Raw genomic sequence first — 16,647 nt, 5'->3', positions numbered from 1 at the left:
AGGTTATCACCATCGATGTCGCTCGCATTCGCCAGCAGCTGCTCATCGGTAATGATGATAACGCCGTCTTCATTCATTGAGAAAGCTTGGTCTTCTACCTCGGCAGCATCATTTACCGCGGTCACATCGACATTAAAACTCATCGAGTCAGTAGTCGTATCTGTGGTAGGTAGATCATCAGCGTCTATCTGACCATCAGCATTGTTATCACTTGAAACATTTACCTCAAAAGTCTCACTGTTGGTCGCAGTGCTTGCATCTGTTGATGAGGCGCCATCAGATATTTCAGTTTCGCTATTTGCACTTGATGGTGTTGCTGCAGACGCAGTTGCTGACGAAGATGGCGCACCTGAACTAGTTGAAGCACCTTCAGCCCCACCGATACTTTGGGCGCCTGAAGATACAGCCTCTTCAGGGGCTGCATTAGCTGCCCCTTCGGCCGCAGAGCTACTAGCTGCTTCCGTATCAGCATCTGAGGTTGAGCTTTCAACAGCTGATGATTGAGAATCTGTTGAACTAGGGGCTGCAGAAGAAGCCTCGGCATTGGCGGCCTCTGCATCATCAGTTTGAGAGTCATCTGTTGATGATTCTGAGCCGCCTGAAGGAGCCAAGCTTTCTTCTGCCGTTTGTATGTCTACCGATGATGTCGCAGTCGCAACAGTATTGGTGACTGTTGATTGATTATTCTCAGCCTTAGATGATGAAACCGTCGAGTCTTCTGTGTTTACTTGTTCAACAGCATCATTAAGAGCATCATTTTCAGGATTATTAGACAGGTTATCATTTGACATAAAAAGGCCTATTTATAAAATAATTAATTGAGTTTAAAAGCACGGAATCCCCAAGAGAACTGGGCAGCTCTCTTGTTCATTTAATAAATTTTTTGAATCATTTCGGAAGGCCAATCAAACCCTAGTTTTTATTCACACCTATGTTAAAACTCAACATAACTATGCCTTTAGATTTAAACTAGCCTGTATAATTAACGGTAGTCTATAGTTTTGAGTTTGTGTATAAAAAACACACTTTTTTGATCTAGATCAATAAAACAACAAATCAACATGCCAAGTTGACAGGTTGACAGGTTGACAGAGGAAGAGTATTCGAGGGGGTTGCCCAAATAGCGGCTAAATAAATAACGTTACTAGATTAAATGAAGCTATAAGTAGATTTAATATCAACTCAAATTAAAAGTAATATCCAAGAATAATATAAAAAGGCTAAGCCCCTTTATTAGTATTTTTAAAACTATTCATATGACGAATTATTAATACTGATGTGTAGCGCTTCAACAATAAATAGCTCAAAGCTAGATTTAACTATTACACTTCAACCAATACTAACCCCGACAATAGTCTGCTAATGCCAAACAATAATGACTCAATCGTCAAGCCTTAAGTGAATGAGAGAAGTTTAAGAATGGAAGCGAAAAGGATTAAAATGGCAAATGATCAGCTGATATTCCTCCATTAACAGCTAAGAATTAAGTTTTTCTCAGTAATTACCATTGCAGCATAGTTATGTCGCGATTTAGTTAAAGCGACAGCCAAATAACAAAAAAGGACTCATTAGAGTCCTTTCAACAATCTTGCTCAGCTACATTTAACCAAGGAAGTTTAACCAAGCTAGCTTAACCAAGCTAGCTTAACAGCTAACTAAACCTAGCTACGTAGGCCGATGCCACGTGAAATAAGGTAGTATGCTACAAACCATAGCGAGGCACAAAAGCCTACCATAATGGCAATTGATAACGGCACACTGATATCAGCAAAGCCTAAAAAGCCGTAGCGGAACACGTTTATCATATATACCACAGGGTTTAGCGCTGACACGCCTTGCCAAAAATCAGGTAGTAATGACAGCGAGTAAAACACCCCACCAAGATAAGTCAGTGGCGTTAAAATGAAAGTGGGGATAATGCTAATGTCATCAAAGCTTTTGGCAAATACCGCGTTAATTAACCCGCCTAACGCAAATAACACCGAGGTTAAAAACACCGTCATAATCACTAAGCCAACATGATGCAGGCTTAAATCAACAAAGAACATTGCCACCAAGGTCACAATCAAGCCGACACTTAAGCCACGGGCGACGCCGCCGCCAACAAAACCGGCAATCATCACATAATGCGGCACAGGTGCCACCATTAACTCTTCAATACTGCCGTGCATTTTGGCACTAAAAAAGGACGAGGCCACATTAGAATAGGAGTTGGTGATAACCGACATCATGATTAAACCTGGTGCGATAAACTCCATGTACGATACGCCGCCCATTTCACCAATACGGTTGCCAATTAAGTTACCAAAAATCAAAAAGTACAAGGTCATGGTAATGGCTGGCGGCACTAAGGTTTGTACCCAAATACGGGTAAAACGATTGGTTTCTTTAATTAAAATACTTTTAAAGGCAATCCAATAAAGCTTGTTCATTATTTTGAGTCCTTAGTTTTTTTAACTAACTCGACAAATAGCTCTTCAAGGCGATTAGCTTTGTTGCGCATTGATAGCACTTCGATATCTGCATTGCTTAACTGGTTAAACAAGTCATTCAAATTATTGGCTTTAGCCACATCCACTTCCAATGTGTGACCATCCACTAAGCGACAACTCATGTTATTTAATACAGGGGCAGTGGTAATATTATCGCTTAAATCTAAAATGAAGGTTTCCACATCCAGCTTACTGAGTAGGCTTTTCATGCTAGTGCATTCAACCAATAAGCCTTTATCGATAATGCCGATATTGCGGCACAGCATTTCCGCTTCTTCAAGGTAATGGGTGGTCAAAATAATGGTCACGCCCTGACTATTAATTTGCTTTAAGAACTCCCACATCGAGCGGCGAAGTTCAATATCTACCCCTGCTGTTGGTTCATCAAGGATCAACAATTGTGGCTCATGCATTAACGCACGAGCAATCATTAAACGGCGCTTCATGCCGCCTGATAACGCTCGTGCTTGGCTATCACGCTTTTCCCATAAATCTAACTGGCTTAAATACTTTTGTGCACGCTGCAATGCCACTGCGCGGGTCACGCCATAGTAACCGGCTTGGTTAACTACAATTTGCAGCACGGTTTCAAACTGATTGAAGTTAAATTCTTGCGGCACTAAACCAATGCACATTTTGGCGCGCTCTAAGTTGTTGTCGATATCATAATCGAACACTTTAACGCTGCCTGATGTCTTTTGCACTAATGAGCTAATCACGCCAATAGTCGTCGATTTACCCGCACCATTGGGGCCTAATAGCGCAAAAAAATCGCCCTGCTCTACGGTTAAGCTAAGGCCTTTAACCGCTTGAACACCGCTCTTATAGGTTTTTTGCAGGTTTTCGATCACCAACGCTTTGGTGGGGTTGCTCATTGTGATACCTCTGGTTCATGAATTGCGAATGACGTGCTGTTAATTACACAATCTTAATTACATGATCTTAATGACCTAATGTAAATGATTAACACGCAAAATTTTCTGACGCCCAAAACAAAACTCCCGCCTATAGCGGGAGTTGGTCGACCACAGATTGGATTAATCTAATGGTACAACTTTAGCAATGTAAGGTAAGTTACGATATTGCTCTGCGTAGTCAATACCATAGCCGACGATGAACTCATCAGGAATGGTAAAACCAATAAAGTCGACTGGTACATTGACTTCACGGCGCTCTGGCTTATCCAGTAATGTACATAATGCTAAGCTTTTAGGCTCACGCAGTAGTAACATTTCACGTACTTTATTTAAGGTATTGCCTGAATCAATTAAATCTTCAACGATCAATACATCACGTCCGGCGATCTCTGAAGTCACATCTTTTAGTATCTTCACGTCACGTGTGCTTGTCATTGCATTGCCATAACTTGAAACTGACATGAAGTCGATTTCAACATGGCCCTTAATACGGCGACATAAGTCAGCCATAAAAACCACAGACCCTTTCAATAAGCCGACCATTAACAAACGTTCGCTGTCTGCGTAATGGGCATTAATCCTTTCAGCTAATATATCCAGTTTTTCGTTGATTTCTTCTGCAGAAATCATCACTTCGGTTGTGTGTTTCATATTACTCTCAGTTATCGATTTTTTCGGACTTGTCGTTGGCATATCCCCAACGATTTGTCAGCCCGTGCTCTATGCCCAAATGATCTAGAATTCGGGAAACCATGAAGTTTACCAGATCTTCTATCGATTTGGGATAATGATAAAAGCCTGGTGCAGCAGGCATGATGGTTGCACCATTGCGAGTAAGGCTTAACATATGCTCTAAGTGTATGGCGCTAAAGGGAGTTTCTCTAGGAACAAGGATTAATTGACCGCGCTCTTTTATTACTACATCTGCCGCTCTTTCTAACAAATTATTACTCATTCCGGTGGCAATTGCCGCTAACGTGCCGGTTGAGCAGGGGCAAACCACCATTTGCTTTGGCGCAGCGCTGCCAGATGCCGGTGGCGAGAACCATTCATCTTTGCCCAAAACCACCAGCTCACCGGCAGCATTTTCATCCATCTTAAAATGGGCTAATAACTGCTGACAGGCTTTTTCTGAGTTTGCGCTCAGTTGCAAACCCTCTTCAGTGGCAAGCACCACTCTGGCAGCACTTGAGATCATCAAAAACACTTGGTAATCGGCGGTCAGTAAGCACTGCAGTAACTTTAAACCGTAGGGCGCACCAGAAGCGCCAGTCCACGCGAGACTAATGGCCTTTTCTTTTTTAGCGTATGGGTGGTTCGAATTACTCATATGTTCTCTTTTAATCAAGCTTTACAGCTTATACGGCCAAAACCGACTTATTGATGACTATTAATCTAATCTAACCTAACCTAATGGGTTATTTTAACGCATTTATTAATTGTTGATGAATGCCATTAAAACCGCCATTACTCATAATGACTACGGTGTCGCCACTTTTAGCCTGCGCAGATACTTGAGCAACTATAGCGTCAATATCACTAAACACAGCAACAGGAATACTGGCGCTGGCCATATTGGCTTTTAAATCCCAGCCGACATTACCTGCTTGATACAAGAATGCGCAATCCGCTAATGCCATAGATGCCGCTAAGGTGTCTTTATGTACGCCGCTTTTCATGGTGTTTGAACGGGGCTCGAGCACCACGATTAATTTACCGCTAGCAGCATCGCCTTCGCCCACTTTGGCGCGCAGGCCTTGTAAAGTCGTTTCAATGGCCGTTGGGTGATGGGCAAAATCATCATAAACCGCAATACCATTAACGGTATCTAATAACTCTAACCGACGTTTTGGCGGCGAAAATTGGCTTAAAGCTTCAATGGCATGATTGGGCGCTACGCCAACATGCCTTGCGGCAGCGATGGCCATGATGGCATTTTCAATATTGTGCTGACCGATTAAGCCCCAGTTTAATATGCCTTGGGACTCGCCATTAAACATCACTTCAAACTCATGACCGTCTGCAGCAATGGTTTTACCATACCAGCCTGTGGCGCTATGCTCAGTTGCATAAAAATGCTCTTGCTCGCTCCAACAACCTAATTCAATCACTTGTTTTACCGCCTCTACTTCAGCAGGCCAAATGACTTTACCTTCACCAGGAACCGTGCGGATAACATGGTTAAATTGACGCTGAATAGCAGCAAGATCAGCAAAGATATCGGCATGATCAAACTCAAGATTATTGATCACTAAAGTGCGCGGGCGGTAATGCACAAACTTAGAGCGTTTATCGAAAAAGGCGCAGTCATATTCGTCGGCCTCAACCACAAAAAAAGGCGAGTTACCTAAACGGGCTGACACGCCAAAGTTTTGCGGTACGCCGCCAATTAAAAAGCCCGGCTCATAGCCACAATACTCTAATACCCACGCCAACATACTGGAGGTTGAGGTTTTACCATGGGTGCCTGATACCGCCAGTACCCAGCGTTCTGGCAAGATATACTCTGATAAAAATTGCGGCCCTGAAGTGTACTTAATACCACGATTTAATACAGCTTCAACACAAGGGTTTCCGCGGCTCATGGCATTACCAATGACCACTAAATCTGGCTGACTTTCACCTTCTTTACCTAGCTGCACAGGGTCGAAGCCTTGAATAAGCTCAATACCTTGCTGTTCTAGCTGGGTGCTCATAGGTGGATACACATTGGCATCACTACCGGTGACTTTGTGTCCCATACCGCGGGCTAATAACGCTAAACCGCCCATAAAAGTGCCACAAATTCCAAGAATATGTACGTGCATGCCGTTGCTCTACTTAAAAAATAATCAGGGGGCTATTCTAATGCAAATAGGGGGTTAATGTCAGTTATCGCTGCTAACAAAACAGGCAAGCATAAATGCTTGCCTGTTTTAAGGGGCTATCCATAAGCTTGGCTTAGATTACTGCTTAAGCCTTGGTTTTAGTTTTAAGTATTCGTTTTAGCTTGCAGCAGCGCGGTTAACTTATCTATCTTATCGTGCAGCTGCTGAATATCTTCCGTGGTTGCCGCTGTTTTTGGCTCAACGTTTTTATCATCGTTGGCTTCTTGCTCTTCACGCATTATTTTGGTTTCTTCGCCCATCACATCTAGCACTGCGCCCACCATCATGTTTAAAAACACAAAAGTCGTTAAGAAAATAAACGTCAAGTAATACAGCCAACTCAGCGGGTACACTTCCATGGTTTCGTACATGATCGAGGTCCATGACTCGAAAGTAGAAATACGGAACAATGTCAGCATTGCAATAGACACATCGCCCCATAAAAAGTCATTTACATGGGCAAAAAACATACTACCAACCGCGCCATAAATATAGAAAATCACGAACATTAATAACGCAATATAGCCCATGCGCGGAATGGCTTTGAGCAGCGCATTAATCAGCATTCTCAGCTCGGGCACCATAGACACCAGTCGTAGCACTCTGAAAATACGTAATAGTCGCGCCAATAATATGGTTGAGCCACCCAGTGGAACTAAGCTACCAATTACAATAATGGTGTCGAAAATATTCCAGCCCTTTGAGAAGAAGGACTTTATCCCATCGCTGGCCATATAGCGGATGATTAATTCAATCAAGAAAAATGCCGTAATGGCAATATCCAAGGCTAATAAGCTTTTTTCAAACCATTCTGGAAGGTGATAAGTATGCGCACCAATGGACAGTGCCGACACAATAATCACAAAAATAACAAATCCCTGGAAGGTTTTGCTTTGGTCAATTTTTTTAAGGTGAGTCAGAATACCTGAGGCTTGCATGATGAATTGTAGCTCCGAAAATAACCCCTCTATTTTGAGGACTGGTGAGCCTACTGAAGCAATATTAAAATAGTCTTAAAAATTGCGATAATTTGCTGAAAATAGCACCAATAATGATAAATAGCGTTTATATAAATAATGATTAATTTTCTAAAGGCTAATTTAAGCCTCCATTACTCTCAACCAATAAAATTTGAGAATAACTTGCTTCATATTATTGATTGATCAATACTTGACTAGTCAACCTTCTATCAATTAAATGCATCGAGTAATCACAACAGCAAACTAGGAATAATTATGTCAGATTCACTGTCTATCGCGTTTGAATTATCGTCCAGCTTTGGACAGTTCAATAAAAAAATTGATCGCGCCTTAAGCGTGCATGGCATTAGCTTTACCGAATTCATGGTCATGCATCAATTAGCGCAAGCACCGAATAAGGTCATTAGCCGCATTCAACTTGCTGATGCCATTAACCTCACGGCGTCGGGTGTCACCCGTTTATTGCTGCCCATGGAAAAGAATGGTCTGGTCGAAAAAGAGAAAAATAGCAGAGACGCGCGGGTCAGCTTGGTAAAGCTTACCGATATTGGCAGTACTTTATACCAAGACGCATTAGTCACCAGCCAAAATTGCAGTGATGGGCTAACCCAACATTTGAGCCCGAAGCAGCTTACTCAGTTAAGTGAGCTATTAGGTAAACTCGGTTAAAGCGGACAGTGGTAGATTATTGCGTTTGATAGATCTCTAATGGCAAGGCGTCGGGATCGCTAAAGAAAGTGAACTTCTTGCCAGTGTATTCATCGATTCGAATAGGCTCGACATCGACATGATGTGAGGTTAAATGCGCCACGACCGCATCAATATCGGTCACCTTAAAGGCTAAATGACGCAGACCTTGAGCCTCAGGATAACTGGGGCGTTTAGGTGAATTAGGGATGGAAAAAAGCTCAATTTGGCTGCCATCAGCCAGCTGTAAATCCAGCTTATAAGAATGGCGATCTTCACGGTAGTTTTCAGCCAAGATTGTAAAGCCTAAAACCTCGGTATAAAAGTGTTTTGATCGCGGGTAATCGTCACAAATGATCGCCACATGATGAATGCCATTAAACATAGCCTTTCCTATTCCGTGAGTGATTTAGCAACTGCTTTAAGTCAGCTTAACGGCCTTTTTTAGACTGCGCTAAGGCTTTTTGGCGGGCTTGTTGCTTAAGGGATCCCTTTTTCGTTTTACGGGTCACGGGGGCAACTTGGGTTAAATCGGGCTCAAACCCTTGCAGCCATTGCTGTGGTAAACGTCTATCTAAAAAGGCTTCCAGTTTTATTAATTGCGGCTCATCATCAACACTTAACAAAGTAATGGCTTGGCCTGCTTTGCCAGCGCGGCCTGTACGACCAATGCGGTGAATGTAGTCTTCGTTTTGAAACGGCAGCTCAATGTTCACCACATAGTTTAGCTCATTAATATCTAGCCCTCTGGCAGCAACATCGGTGGCCACCAGCGCTTTAATGTCACCCGATTTAAACTGCGCTAACACGCTCTCACGCATTGTTTGCGAAAGATCTGCATGAAATGCCACAGCATTAACCCCCGCTTGTTTCATTTGCGCAGCTGCTTTATCCGCCCCTTGCTTGGTGCGGCTAAAGATTAACGCTTGTTGCCAACTTTCTTTGTTAATCAAGTGACACAATGCGGGCATTTTTTTATTGGCATCAAGGTTATACACCCGCTCAACAATTTTGGCCGCTGTCGTATTGCGCTCGCTGGTTTCAATCACTTGAGGCGATTGCAGCAGTCGCTTACTGAACTTAAAAATACGCTCATCTAACGTTGCTGAAAACAATAAGGTTTGCCGCTCTTTTGGCAGGCGCTTTAATACCTCGATGATTTCATCTCTAAAGCCCATGTCTAACATGCGGTCGGCTTCATCAAATACCAACTGGCTGACGTTTGATAATGTCATCACTCGATTACGTAAGTGATCTAATAACCTGCCCGGCGTAGCAACAATAATATCTGCCCCCGCTTTAATGGCATCAGCCTGCGCTTTAATACTCACGCCGCCATACACCATTAGCGAGCTAATTTGAGTGTGCTCGGCATAGGTTTGAATGCTTTGGTTTACTTGTTGGGCCAACTCACGTGTTGGCACCAATATTAACGCGCGAGTGCGTTCTTGATGCTCACAAGGCGATGTATTAACGAGTTTTTGTATTATCGGCAATGCAAAGGCTGCGGTTTTACCCGTACCCGTTTGCGCCCCAGCTAATACGTCTTTTCCGGCAAGCACCACTGGAATTGCTTGTTGCTGGATCGGTGTAGGTTGCTCGTAACCTAAACGGGCTAAATGCTCAACTAACTCAGCTTGCAGCGATAACGAAGAAAAAGACATAAACACTCCTAAAAACAGATACCCCAAAGTTTACCATGCTGGTTATTTTCTCAATAGGAAGAGTTTTGTCATTACCATCAGTTTGATGATGTCCTTTGTAGGCTATTAATTAGTGCATACAACTGCCAAGACACAAAAGCGAAACATTTCGATCACAAAAGCATCAACTTTGCGTAAGACCTTGTTCATATAACCGCTCTATGCTTTTCAAGTTTCCAAGGGTTGAGCCACGAATTGCAGCCTACCCCACCCAACTCGTCAATAGGATAGACAACATAATGAATAAGACCTGGAAAGCATCATATGGTGTGCTTGCTTTAGTCATTTCAAGTGCCCTAAATGCTGAAGTGCTACCGACATACCAAACTGAAAATGCTTGGTTTACTGATGCACAAAGCGCAATCGATGCAAAACTGAATACCAATAATCAATTCAAAGCTAAAAACGTGATCATTTTTGTCGGTGATGGCATGGGCGTTTCTACCCTAACGGCATCACGCATTCTTCAAGGGCAATTGGCAGGAAACCCTGGTGAAGAAGGCTACTTAAGCTTTGAAACATTCCCCCACACTGCTTTAGTCAAAACCTACAACGTTGATGCGCAAACCCCAGATTCTGCAGGCACCATGACAGCAATGATGTCGGGTCTTAAAAGTGATGCTGGTGTATTAGGTGTTGATGAAGACATCGTGCGCGGCGACTGTTCAACCGTTGCTGGTAACGAAGTAGTCACAGCGCTTGAGCTTGCTGAAATTAAAGGTTTAGCAACGGGTATTGTCTCAACTGCGCGCATTACCCACGCGACACCCGCTGCAACCTATGCAAAATCTGCCGACCGCAACTGGGAAGATATCTCAGACATGCCAGAAGATGCGGTAACTGGCGGCTGTAAAGATATTGCCGATCAACTAGTGAATTTTGAAGCCAATGTCGAAGCCCGTTTTAAAGGTGTTGATATTGATGGTATCGACGTGGTTATGGGCGGCGGTCGTCGTCACTTTTTACCAAAGGATGCTAGCTTTAACAGCGCCGATGCCGTGAGTGAGATTGAAGGCGATCGCACTGATTCACGAGATTTAACCGCTGAGTGGCAAGCAAAATACAGCGAAGGTGTTTATGTAATGGATCAAGCAGGATTTGATGCCATTGATACCGAAAACACCAAGCAGCTGATGGGGTTATTTAACGAATCTCATATGCAGTATGAAGCTGACCGTGACAATGATGTAGCAGGTGAGCCATCAATTGCACAAATGACCAGCAAAGCTATCGATATTCTAGATAATAACGATAACGGTTTCTTCTTAATGGTGGAATCAGGCCGTATTGACCACGGTCATCACGCAGGTAGCGCTTATAACGCGTTAACCGATGCCATTGCATTGTCTGATGCCGTTAAAGAAGCGGTCGCAAAAACTGACCCAAGCGAAACACTGATTCTGGTTACCGCTGACCACGGTCACGTGTTCACCATTGCCGGTTACCCAAAACGCGGCAACCCTATCTTAGGTAAAGTTGTTGGTATCGGTAGCACTGAACCTTCAACAGCATCTGATGGCCTACCTTACACCACTTTAGGTTACACCAACGGTAATGGCTTCCACGATTTAGGTGATGAAACCGATGCTGACGCAGGTTACGGCGAAGACGTTAACGCCGGTCGTCAAGACTTAACCAATATTGATACAACGACTTCCGGTTTCCACCAGGAAGCCTTAATTCCAATGAGCTCAGAAACCCACTCAGGTGAAGACATCACTTTGCATGCACAAGGTCCAGGCGCACAACTGGTACAAGGCGTTGTTGAGCAAAGCGTGGTATTTCACCTTATTGAGCAATCTCTCGACTTAATTCAGCAATAAGCAGGAAAAGAACATGAAAAACTTAAATCTATCCCTAGTCGCCCTTGCTGTAATGGGTCTATCTGCTTGTTCAGACGGTGATGATGGTTCAAACGGTAACGATGGCTCGAATGGTTCAAACGGTTTAGTGAGCTTAGTTAAGCAAACTCCCTTAGCCATCGGCGATGCCAACTGCCCTAACAGCGGCGTGCAAATTGACTCAGGTATTGATACCGACAGCGATGGGGTATTGCAAAGCACTGAAGTCACAGCCACTGAATACGTCTGTGCTCCTGGTAATTCAACCGTTAGCAGCAGTGAACTACTGACCAGTGTCAATAACGACTGGTTTGTAGCAGGTCAGCAAGAAATCACCGCAGCACGCCAAAATTGGCTTGCTGCCACGACGCCAAGTATGGCTGCAACGAGCAGCGCTAAAACATCAGTGCAATCTGTTGCGGCAACGAATGCTAGCGCCTTAAACGAATTACGTGGCAGTGCAAAGAATGTGATTTTATTTGTCGGTGACGGCATGGGCATTTCAACGGTGACAGCAGCGCGTATTTTAGAAGGCCAAATGCAAGGTAAAAACGGTGAAGAGCATAACCTTTCATTCGATACCTTCCCATTTGCAGGCTTAGCTAAAACCTACAACGTTGATGCACAAACCCCTGATTCAGCAGGCACTATGACTGCGATGATGAGCGGCGTAAAATCTGACGCGGGTGTCTTAGGTGTTGATGAACATGTTGAGCGCGGCGACTGTTCAACAGTGGCTGGTACTGAGTTAATTACCGCATTAGAACTGGCTGAAATCGCGGGTAAATCTACAGGGGTTATCTCAACGGCACGTATTACTCATGCAACGCCAGCGGCGACCTACGCAAAGTCAGCTGATCGCAACTGGGAAGATATTTCCGACATGCCAGAAGATGCGGTATCCGGTGGTTGTAAAGATATTGCTGACCAATTAGTCAACTTCGAAGCCAACCTAGAAGCACGTATTAGCGGTATTGATGTTGATGGTATCGACGTGGTAATGGGCGGCGGTCGTCGTCACTTTTTACCTAAAGATGCCGCTTATAACTCAGCGGATGCCGTCAGTTCAGTTGAAGGTGACCGCACCGATGGTCGTGACTTAACCGCAGAATGGCAAGCCACTTATGCAGACGGTGTTTATGTGATGGATCAAGCAGGTTTTGATGCCATTGATGCAGCTAGCACGACTCGCGTAATGGGCTTATTTAACGAGTCTCATATGCAGTATGAAGCTGACCGCACTAATGATGTTGCGGGCGAGCCATCGGTTGCAGAAATGACCGCTAAAGCCATTGATATCCTTGATAACAATGATGAAGGTTTCTTCTTAACCGTTGAGTCTGGTCGTATCGACCACGGCCATCACGCAGGCAGTGCATACAACGCCCTAACGGACACAATTGCATTTTCTGATGCGATTGCCAAAGCCGTTGAAATGACCGATATGTCAGATACGTTAATCATTGTCACCGCCGATCATGGCCACGTATTTACCATTGCTGGTTACCCTAAACGCGGTAATCCAATCTTAGGTAAAGTGGTTGGCATTGGTAGCGAAGAACCATCAACTGCGGCAGATGGCATGCCATACACCACACTGGGTTACACCAATGGTCGCGGCTATAAAAACCTCGGCACTGAAACCGATGCCGATGCTGGATACGGTGAAGATATTACTGCAGGTCGTTTTGACCTAACCGATATCGACACTGCTTCAACAGGTTTTCACCAGGAGTCTTTAGTGCCGACTAACTCTGAAACCCATGCGGGTGAAGATGTCGGTGTTTATGCTTACGGCCCAGGGGCAATGTTAGTTAACGGCACCAATGAACAGAGTGTGATTTATCACATCATGGACTTTGCCGCCGACTTAACCAACAAAGCGAACGCAGCAATAGCGAACTAAACCGTTCGCTTACAAGCGAACGAGTCTAAAAGACAAGGCTGCAACCTAATTGCAGCCTTGGTTTAATTGATTATTTTAGCCTTAACCTTTTTATATCGACATGCATCACTATCAGCAATGTCATAGGAGTTCCCGTGAAGTTACCTCTGCCTTTATCAATCATGTTTTCAAGTCTGCTTATCACTTTATCCGGTGCAAGTTACGCCCAATGCGACTTATCCTCGTCAAGCTTACAGGCAAGTTATCAACTCACCTCCACTGATAGTCCAGTCAGCCAACACCAGAATAAAAGCAGCCTTAATTTATGGCGCCAAGGCAATACCGTGGCGCATCAATACCCGCAAACTGATATCACTGAATCATGGTTTTTGCTCAATAATAAGCAAATCAAACCCACCCGTTTTTTTGATGGCTATCAACGCGGTATTGAATACCAACCAGGCGAAATGGTTCACGGCAAGTCTGAACACGACTGGTCATATCGTTATCAATTTATCTCTGACAAGCTTATTTCACAGTTAACACTTAGCACCGAAACAGGCAAAGGCTGTGAGCGTCAGCAAGTGCTCACTCAAACCTCTGCAAACAGTAAAATTGAGCTAGTTTGGTTACCTGAACTACAACTTATCAGCCGCTTTAGTTGGACAAAAGGCCAAGGACAACATCAAACACATGAGCAATGGCAACTCACTGAACTCAGCCATGATGCAGATAAAGTCGCTGCTTTTTTCAAACAGCTTAATCATTACAAAATGACCGATTACGCCGATATTGGTGATGACCATAGCGATGAGTTTTTAACGAACATGGTAACTTTGGGGTTTGTTGAGCACGGCGCATCTGGGTTTTATGACACCGAAGGCAAAGCGCTTGCAGGTAATGGGCATGCTCATTAAGCATTGAGCATTGAGGGCAGTAGAAGTAATCCAATAAAAATGCCGACTTTCTGATTAAGCTACACAGTATTGGTTACTGTGTGCCTAGAGAATACTCGGCAACTTTCAGTTTATTCGCATTTGAACGAATTTATAACTTAATTTTAGCTGTTAAAAATAGCCGTTAAAATTAAACGTTAAAAATAGCCGTTAAAATTAAAAGCTACGCTCTGTGGTTTCACCATTAATCACAATAACCTCTTGCTCATCGGCATGGAGGAAAAAAGCCAGATCATCTTCAGGGGTATTTGGCAATTCTGGGTCATCATTTTGCGCAACACAGGTATAACCTAAGCTGTAGTTATTGGCGACCACAAAACCAAACTCATAGTCATAACTTACAACATCATCGTTTGCATCCAAAACAGGATTAACTCTGGCTGCAGCAATAGGCGCTACCATGATGAACTGACTTTCGCTATCACGAAAATCATCCATATTTTCAAGGGCTGTCGCTTCAGGGTATAAATACACTGCTGAGCTAAACTCAGAGCCACCAGCGGCCATTTCACATTGCTCCATCACCTCAGTAGAAACACTACCAGCAATGGCGCCAACCTCTGCACTATTTACCAATTGCACTGATGTTGGCTTTAAGGTCCAGTAGTCTTTATTACCTTTTGGCCCTTGTAAGCCTTTTTGTAAATTAAACTCAGCCACAAAACTATTGTTACCCGCTGCTATGGTGAATGCTTTATTAAAGAACAAGCGACCAGTATTGTCATCTTCAGCGCCAACCCCGCCACAACTGCCATTGCTGTTAGTGGTTAACCCTGCAATGGTTTCGTCCATCGTTTGTACATAGGAGCTTTCTTCATTGGCCACTTCACTGTTTTCCATGTAAATACACATTTGGTACTCACCGACAGTAACCTCTTGGCCGCTGACTAAGGTTTCAACGTCTGAGCCTTGAAATTCTAATAAATCGACTTGCTTTAATTCGCCGTCTTCTGACACGTCAAATGAGATACTGCCAGCATCATTTTTTAACACCACTTGCTTAAACGCTATGGTGACTTTTTTTGCATCAGCAGGATTATCTGACACCCCTAAATTAAAGGTTCCGGTTTCAATGACCGGAGTAGAGTTATCACTATCACTTCCGCCACAGGCCGTTAATAATCCAGCCGTTGCCACAAGCAATGCTATTTTTGAAAGTTTCATCGTTTATCCACCTTTATCATTACAACCTAAGGTTGAAGTGTAGCATAGCAAGTCACAGCACAGCTCGACGAAAGGGCTGTCGTATCAAAAATTACGCCCAAATAACACTTAGGTCATGACAATGTTAATGTCCTGCCGTGCTTGGTCCATAACCACCAAACTTGGTAGCAAAATAGCCAATAATCCAACCCGCGATTAATCCATCAGCAACAAACCAAAACGGTGATTGTAATGAACCGCCCAGACCGAATATGGCGAAGTGGTTCATAGTAAATCCGCAAGCAAGAGTGATATCGACTTCAGTTTATTCCTTACAAGCTCATCTGGCATGATGATAATGTGTCTAACCGCCTAACTTTATTTTAAACCGTGGATATTACCTAAATATTCATTTTCAATATTTGTAGATAACTCCCATACACTTGCTTATGAAGATTGAAATAAAACCAGTGCATTATTGGTTTCAAATGACTACCTTTAATAAGTACAAACATAAACGATGTTTGCCATCGATTGGAGACCGAAATGGATAAAGCACTGCAAACCATGATTGCTAATATGCCAGAAAAAACAGGCAAGTCATTACCAGAGTGGCTCGATATACTTGCAAAGCAGAACATTGAAAAGCATGGAATGGCAGTAAAATATTTGAAAGCTGAACATGATGTTAGCCATGGGTTTGCCAATACCATCGTCACCTTATCAAAACAAAAAGACGAATCAGCTGATGAGTTAGTCACTCAACAATATCAAGGCAAAGAAGCCCTGACGCCAATCTATGATGTGCTTATTGCTATTGTGAGCGGCTTTGGCCAAGACGTAGTGATAACCCCTAAAAAAGCGACAGTGAGTATCATTAGGAAAAAACAATTTGCCCTGATTAAACCTGCGACCAAAACCCGTATCGACCTAGGGTTAAAAATCAAAGACACACAACCTCAAGGTTGCCTTGAAGATTCTGGGCCTTTTGGTGCAATGTGTAGCCATCGCATACAATTAAAAGATATTGCGGATGTGAATGATGAAGTAAAGCAATGGTTGCTTTTAGCATACGATCAATCTGTTTAATAGCAGTGATACAGGTTAGCTGCTTAAACTGAATTCATGAGTTAAGAATTTCAGTTAGGCAGCCAAACCAACCCATTAAGCTCGATA

16 protein-coding genes are annotated in these 16,647 nt (G+C 43.5%); 5 read left to right on the top strand and 11 right to left on the bottom strand.

Annotated elements, in window-relative coordinates; translation table 11 throughout:
• From Q4591_RS18110 to Q4591_RS18080, 7 genes are all read right to left on the bottom strand, one after another.
• The coding region (locus tag Q4591_RS18110) for a cadherin-like domain-containing protein (protein WP_303462302.1) at positions 1-791 on the bottom strand (791 nt) is incomplete at its 3' end.
• Between the two features lie 870 nt (positions 792-1,661).
• A complete protein-coding gene (locus Q4591_RS18105; protein WP_102440268.1) occupies positions 1,662-2,432 on the bottom strand; it encodes an ABC transporter permease in 771 nt (256 codons plus the stop codon).
• On the bottom strand, positions 2,432-3,367 hold the full coding sequence (locus Q4591_RS18100; RefSeq protein ID WP_303462300.1) for an ABC transporter ATP-binding protein: 936 nt from the start codon (positions 3,365-3,367) through the stop codon (positions 2,432-2,434). Before Q4591_RS18100 ends, Q4591_RS18105 begins: the two co-directional genes overlap by 1 nt.
• A 162-nt stretch (positions 3,368-3,529) precedes the next feature.
• Positions 3,530-4,060, bottom strand: coding sequence for a hypoxanthine phosphoribosyltransferase (gene hpt, locus Q4591_RS18095; RefSeq protein WP_303462298.1), 531 nt, complete (start codon positions 4,058-4,060; stop codon positions 3,530-3,532).
• A 7-nt stretch (positions 4,061-4,067) separates the two neighbouring features.
• Complete coding sequence (locus Q4591_RS18090; RefSeq protein ID WP_303462296.1) at positions 4,068-4,739, bottom strand: flavin prenyltransferase UbiX; 672 nt, start codon at positions 4,737-4,739, stop codon at positions 4,068-4,070.
• A gap of 88 nt (positions 4,740-4,827) precedes the next feature.
• The gene (gene mpl / locus Q4591_RS18085; RefSeq protein WP_303462294.1) at positions 4,828-6,216 is read right to left on the bottom strand and encodes a UDP-N-acetylmuramate:L-alanyl-gamma-D-glutamyl-meso-diaminopimelate ligase; all 1,389 of its coding nucleotides are present in this window, start codon (positions 6,214-6,216) and stop codon (positions 4,828-4,830) included.
• 164 nt (positions 6,217-6,380) lie between these two features.
• Entirely contained in the window at positions 6,381-7,214 is an 834-nt protein-coding gene (locus Q4591_RS18080) for an ion transporter (RefSeq protein ID WP_303462293.1), read from the bottom strand.
• Between the two features lie 297 nt (positions 7,215-7,511).
• Between Q4591_RS18080 and Q4591_RS18075 the strand changes: the two genes are divergently transcribed.
• Positions 7,512-7,925 carry a MarR family winged helix-turn-helix transcriptional regulator gene (locus Q4591_RS18075; RefSeq protein WP_303462292.1) on the top strand — a complete coding sequence of 138 codons (414 nt, stop codon included), beginning with the start codon at positions 7,512-7,514 and terminating at the stop codon, positions 7,923-7,925.
• Between the two features lie 16 nt (positions 7,926-7,941).
• On the opposite strand, the gene Q4591_RS18070 is transcribed toward Q4591_RS18075, so the two are convergent.
• Entirely contained in the window at positions 7,942-8,328 is a 387-nt protein-coding gene (locus Q4591_RS18070) for a VOC family protein (RefSeq protein WP_303462290.1), read from the bottom strand.
• Positions 8,329-8,374: 46 nt separating this feature from the next.
• Positions 8,375-9,607, bottom strand: coding sequence for a DEAD/DEAH box helicase (locus Q4591_RS18065; protein WP_303462288.1), 1,233 nt, complete (start codon positions 9,605-9,607; stop codon positions 8,375-8,377).
• A 278-nt stretch (positions 9,608-9,885) separates the two neighbouring features.
• Between Q4591_RS18065 and Q4591_RS18060 the strand changes: the two genes are divergently transcribed.
• The 3 genes from Q4591_RS18060 to Q4591_RS18050 all read left to right on the top strand — a co-directional run bounded on the left by Q4591_RS18060 (position 9,886) and on the right by Q4591_RS18050 (position 14,289).
• Positions 9,886-11,469 carry an alkaline phosphatase gene (locus tag Q4591_RS18060; RefSeq protein ID WP_102440260.1) on the top strand — a complete coding sequence of 528 codons (1,584 nt, stop codon included), beginning with the start codon at positions 9,886-9,888 and terminating at the stop codon, positions 11,467-11,469.
• A gap of 13 nt (positions 11,470-11,482) precedes the next feature.
• Positions 11,483-13,393, top strand: a complete 1,911-nt coding sequence (locus tag Q4591_RS18055; RefSeq protein ID WP_303462286.1) for an alkaline phosphatase — start codon at positions 11,483-11,485, stop codon at positions 13,391-13,393.
• A gap of 134 nt (positions 13,394-13,527) precedes the next feature.
• Positions 13,528-14,289 (top strand): hypothetical protein, encoded by a 762-nt coding sequence (locus Q4591_RS18050; RefSeq protein ID WP_303462284.1) that lies wholly within the window; start codon positions 13,528-13,530, stop codon positions 14,287-14,289.
• A gap of 195 nt (positions 14,290-14,484) precedes the next feature.
• On the opposite strand, the gene Q4591_RS18045 is transcribed toward Q4591_RS18050, so the two are convergent.
• Complete coding sequence (locus Q4591_RS18045; RefSeq protein WP_303462282.1) at positions 14,485-15,492, bottom strand: DUF4382 domain-containing protein; 1,008 nt, start codon at positions 15,490-15,492, stop codon at positions 14,485-14,487.
• Between the two features lie 124 nt (positions 15,493-15,616).
• Positions 15,617-15,760 carry a hypothetical protein gene (locus Q4591_RS18040; protein WP_303462280.1) on the bottom strand — a complete coding sequence of 48 codons (144 nt, stop codon included), beginning with the start codon at positions 15,758-15,760 and terminating at the stop codon, positions 15,617-15,619.
• A gap of 257 nt (positions 15,761-16,017) precedes the next feature.
• Between Q4591_RS18040 and Q4591_RS18035 the strand changes: the two genes are divergently transcribed.
• Complete coding sequence (locus tag Q4591_RS18035) at positions 16,018-16,560, top strand: DUF4287 domain-containing protein (RefSeq protein WP_102440257.1); 543 nt, start codon at positions 16,018-16,020, stop codon at positions 16,558-16,560.
• Positions 16,561-16,647: the final 87 nt, after the last annotated feature.

The organism is Shewanella sp. 3_MG-2023 (assembly GCF_030548765.1).
Taxonomy (GTDB): Bacteria; Pseudomonadota; Gammaproteobacteria; order Enterobacterales; family Shewanellaceae; genus Shewanella.
Note: the sequence above shows the minus strand (reverse complement) of the source record. Positions and strands in the feature narration are given on the sequence as shown.

Excerpts from the sequence above, each read along its gene's own strand:
- Q4591_RS18105 (WP_102440268.1), bottom strand. The coding sequence starts at position 2,432 with ATGAACAAGCTTTATTGGATTGCCTTTAAAAGTATTTTAATTAAAGAA.
- Q4591_RS18100 (WP_303462300.1), bottom strand. The coding sequence starts at position 3,367 with ATGAGCAACCCCACCAAAGCGTTGGTGATCGAAAACCTGCAAAAAACC.
- hpt (WP_303462298.1), bottom strand. The coding sequence starts at position 4,060 with ATGAAACACACAACCGAAGTGATGATTTCTGCAGAAGAAATCAACGAA.
- Q4591_RS18090 (WP_303462296.1), bottom strand. The coding sequence starts at position 4,739 with ATGAGTAATTCGAACCACCCATACGCTAAAAAAGAAAAGGCCATTAGT.
- mpl (WP_303462294.1), bottom strand. The coding sequence starts at position 6,216 with ATGCACGTACATATTCTTGGAATTTGTGGCACTTTTATGGGCGGTTTA.
- Q4591_RS18080 (WP_303462293.1), bottom strand. The coding sequence starts at position 7,214 with ATGCAAGCCTCAGGTATTCTGACTCACCTTAAAAAAATTGACCAAAGC.
- Q4591_RS18075 (WP_303462292.1), top strand. The coding sequence starts at position 7,512 with ATGTCAGATTCACTGTCTATCGCGTTTGAATTATCGTCCAGCTTTGGA.
- Q4591_RS18070 (WP_303462290.1), bottom strand. The coding sequence starts at position 8,328 with ATGTTTAATGGCATTCATCATGTGGCGATCATTTGTGACGATTACCCG.
- Q4591_RS18065 (WP_303462288.1), bottom strand. The coding sequence starts at position 9,607 with ATGTCTTTTTCTTCGTTATCGCTGCAAGCTGAGTTAGTTGAGCATTTA.
- Q4591_RS18060 (WP_102440260.1), top strand. The coding sequence starts at position 9,886 with ATGAATAAGACCTGGAAAGCATCATATGGTGTGCTTGCTTTAGTCATT.
- Q4591_RS18055 (WP_303462286.1), top strand. The coding sequence starts at position 11,483 with ATGAAAAACTTAAATCTATCCCTAGTCGCCCTTGCTGTAATGGGTCTA.
- Q4591_RS18045 (WP_303462282.1), bottom strand. The coding sequence starts at position 15,492 with ATGAAACTTTCAAAAATAGCATTGCTTGTGGCAACGGCTGGATTATTA.
- Q4591_RS18040 (WP_303462280.1), bottom strand. The coding sequence starts at position 15,760 with ATGAACCACTTCGCCATATTCGGTCTGGGCGGTTCATTACAATCACCG.
- Q4591_RS18035 (WP_102440257.1), top strand. The coding sequence starts at position 16,018 with ATGGATAAAGCACTGCAAACCATGATTGCTAATATGCCAGAAAAAACA.